Annotated in this window: 4 protein-coding genes; 1 reads left to right on the top strand and 3 read right to left on the bottom strand. The window is 36.6% G+C overall.

Annotation, left to right across the window (positions count from 1 at the left end; genetic code table 11):
- From AC1DSL_RS16395 to AC1DSL_RS16385, 3 genes are all read right to left on the bottom strand, one after another.
- On the bottom strand, positions 1–650 hold a 650-nt coding region (locus AC1DSL_RS16395), incomplete at its 3' end, for a hypothetical protein (protein ID WP_342543290.1).
- Positions 651–955: 305 nt separating this feature from the next.
- Positions 956–2,044, bottom strand: a complete 1,089-nt coding sequence (locus AC1DSL_RS16390) for a M42 family metallopeptidase (protein WP_477533009.1) — start codon at positions 2,042–2,044, stop codon at positions 956–958.
- Positions 2,045–2,115: 71 nt separating this feature from the next.
- Positions 2,116–2,601, bottom strand: a complete 486-nt coding sequence (locus AC1DSL_RS16385; protein ID WP_477533008.1) for a dUTP diphosphatase — start codon at positions 2,599–2,601, stop codon at positions 2,116–2,118.
- A gap of 99 nt (positions 2,602–2,700) precedes the next feature.
- On the opposite strand from AC1DSL_RS16385, the gene AC1DSL_RS16380 reads away from it, so the two are divergent.
- Positions 2,701–3,087, top strand: coding sequence for a hypothetical protein (locus AC1DSL_RS16380; protein WP_016426713.1), 387 nt, complete (start codon positions 2,701–2,703; stop codon positions 3,085–3,087).
- The last annotated feature ends 531 nt before the right edge of the window (positions 3,088–3,618 follow it).

Below are 3,618 nucleotides of genomic sequence, written 5' to 3'. Positions count from 1 at the left end.
TAGTTAATTCTTAGAGCAGCCAATGTGTTTTGTCCGAATAAAAATACATCTCTGTTATCATTCAGGCGTTGTACGAAAACTGTATAAGTTACATTTTTGTTTTCATTTGATTCGAATTCYACATGTGCAAATGGCACTTGAGTAAGATCGTCATGTCCAGGTTGATCGATTTCAAAAGTTTGTCTGTAGATGATACGCTCACTTCCTGACGCAGTTGTTCTTACAATTGTTAATTTAATCACAGCAACATCATTACCACAAACAACTGTGTCATTATCAAAACCAACAATTCCACTCAACCATACCTTGTCACCTTCACATATTTTGTTGAAAGAAACCTGAAGTACTTGGATTGGTTCTTCGAAAATTTCATCGTCTAAAAATGATGTGTCTGATTGGAACTCTACTTTGTCTGTTTTACCTGTGCATTTTTCACAGTCGTCTTTCTTTTTCTCATCGTGATCCTTCTTATCGTGATCTTCTTCTTTGCATACTACATGGATGTTAACATCACCACACTTAGCACATTTACATTCATCTTTTTTATCCCAATCGTGGTTTTTTTCACATTTTTCTTTGCTTTCTGCTTCACGACATTTGAAACAGTCACAGCCCTCTATTTTTACCCATGTCTTTTTGCTATATCCCATTATTAATTTCACCTCCTTCCGTTTGGATTGTTAGTAGACTCCGTTACGCGTTTCCACTCAATCCGTTTTCCCTTACATCTATAACATATTAAGTGATAGAAAAATGCTCTAGGTAGATAGGAAAACAAAATAGATTTTTTCAATAATTTCTCACTTCAAAATATATGGGACATAAATAAAAGCGTAGTCACTTGGACTACGCCTTCACCTTTCAATTAATGATTGATATGACAACAATCTATCATGCATAAAATACCAAGAGTATCAAAAAAACATCGCCTCAGCGATGCTTTCTGATTTCCTTATTAGTCGAAGATAATTTTGTTCACTGTGTCACGATCTAGTTTTTTGATTACCGCCACAATCAGTTTGACTGCATTTTCATAATCATCACGGTGTAAAATACCTGCATGAGAATGAATATAGCGAGTTGCGATCCCAATAGCCAATGAGGGAACACCGTTTGCTGTCAAATGAATCGCTCCGGCATCTGTTCCTCCTCCAGGAATAGATTCAAACTGATAAGGAATGTTATTTTCTTCGGCAGTATCTACCACTAGATCGCGAAGTCCTTTGTGAGAAACCATTGAAGCATCAAACAATACCAATTGTGGACCTGCTCCCATTTTGCTTGTAGATTCTTTTGCTGTAATCCCTGGCGTGTCACCAGCAATACCGACGTCAACTGCAAAACCAATATCCGGCTTGATTTTCGCCGCTGCTGTGCGTGCTCCACGTAATCCAACTTCTTCTTGGGCAGCTCCCACACCATATACAATGTTTGGATGTTTCTCATCTTTTAATGCTTTAAGGACATCAATTGCGATTGCACAACCAATACGGTTATCCCACGCTTTTGCCAGAAGCATTTTTTCATTGTTCATAACAGAGAATTCGAAATATGGTGTTACCATATCTCCTGGCAATACGCCCCACTCCATAGCTTCTTCTTTCGAAGAGGCACCGATATCAATAAACATGTCTTTGATATCAACCGGTTTATTGCGTGCTTCAGGTGATAAGATATGTGGTGGTTTCGATCCAATGACACCAGTAATAGATTCACCTTTACGCGTCACTATAGTTACACGTTGAGCAAGCATAACTTGTGACCACCAGCCACCAACGGTTTGGAACTTTAAGAAACCTTTATCATCAATTTGAGTGATCATGAATCCGACTTCATCCAAGTGACCGGCAACCATGATTTTCGGGCCTTCCGCGTCGCCTACTTTTTCTGCAATTAAGCTGCCCAGATTATCTGAATCCATTCGGTCAGCAAATGGCTCGATGTATCTTCTCATAACATCACGTGCTTCACGTTCATTCCCAGGTATGGCCTTTGCATCTGTTAAATCTTTCAGCATCGTAAGTGTTGCATCAAGTTTCGTCATTATTTCGTCCTCCTAAATATGCTCTAACTATCTTATTATAATGGAAACGTATTCAGTTTTCAAAATATTCGTTAATAACCAGTGCGTTGACGTTCGTAATTTTTTTCATTCTTATCAATATATGCTTTTACGATTTGAAGATGTGTAAAACCTAGTGATGATCCAACTGCTCCATACCATTTCCACACATCTTCATATAGGGGTCTGGTTGGTTCCTGGAGAAATTGTTGAATAGATGCATGGGTATTTAGAAATAATTGAGTCAGGGAACCTGCTTTTTCCTCAACAGGCCATCTATCTAAATCGTCCAATTGTTTTTCAATGCCGAGAGACAGTAAGAAATGAATAGAATCTACGTATTCTTCCAAAATCGTTTCCTTATCGGATGGCCCTTTTGCACTCCAAAATTTGAAGCAACGTGTTTCATTCGCCAATTCAGCGAGTTCAACTAATAACGCTAACCCTTTTTCAAGAAATACATCATGAGATATATTCTTCTCCGATTGAATATATCTGTCGAGAGCTTTTTGCATCGTAAATAACTGCTGTAATTCCATATCAAATACCTCCAGAAAAAAATTTGAACAATCTTGAAACCAAAGTATTTGTTCATCCGTATACCATAGTAACACGTCTGCCCAAAGGGAGGTTCCATTATGATCATCGTATTGATCCGATTTCTTATACTCGCACTTGTTGTCTATTTGTTTTACCGTGGAATTATTTACTTAATGGATCCCAAGCGAAAACTTGATGACGCTTACGAAAAGGGTGCTTACTATTTTTACGATGATGTGAAAAATGTGAGGAAAAATTTCTTCATTTCATTTAAAGGGGCACTGTTTGAGGGCGAGAAATATCTTGGTACTACTGGTGATGCATTCGAAGTCGTGTCCATATTTGTCTGGGTCAAAGATACAATGAAACTGCAAGGCTTTACACGGGACGATTTTTTATTCCTGGAAAAAGAAATCTTGATGAACTACCCAGAAGCAGATATCAGTTGGAAAAATCCTATCGAAAAATTGATGAAAAACCAATAAGAAGAAACCCGACACGAAAAATTTTTTATTAAAAGTCAAGAATTAAAGTTATAACTTTATTACAGCAGTATTCTTTATATAATGTGTAACATTATAATGGTCTAAGTTTAAGCTGAACTAATACAGACAATTAGTTCAGCTTTTCTTTAACTATAGGCAAGGTTAGTTGAACAAAGTCTTTACATTTTCCATAAAAAAGCTAAGAGAAAAATACTAACGGGTTGGTTGAAGGGGAGAAAACATTGAATAACAACTTAATAGGGGACACAATTCACATATGAATTGGTGTCTCCTATTAAGTTGTCTTATCAATGCTCTATTCAATTTGACATACTAATTAGCACATCAATAAGAATGCAAATTGAAGACACCACATAAATTTATGCGGTGTTGTTAAAAACAATGCTAAAACTGAGGTAGTTCGTTTAATATTAAGCGAACTTGTTTTTTGTAAGAATTTGGATATTTTATGTTATATTATATTTGAAGATTGTGAAATACTTCACTTAAACTAACGGGGCAGTTTAGTTG

It is taken from the genome of Paenisporosarcina sp. P4_D4, assembly GCF_056401835.1.
The sequence above is the reverse complement of the archived record's forward strand: the minus strand, read 5'-3'. Positions and strand labels throughout refer to the sequence as shown.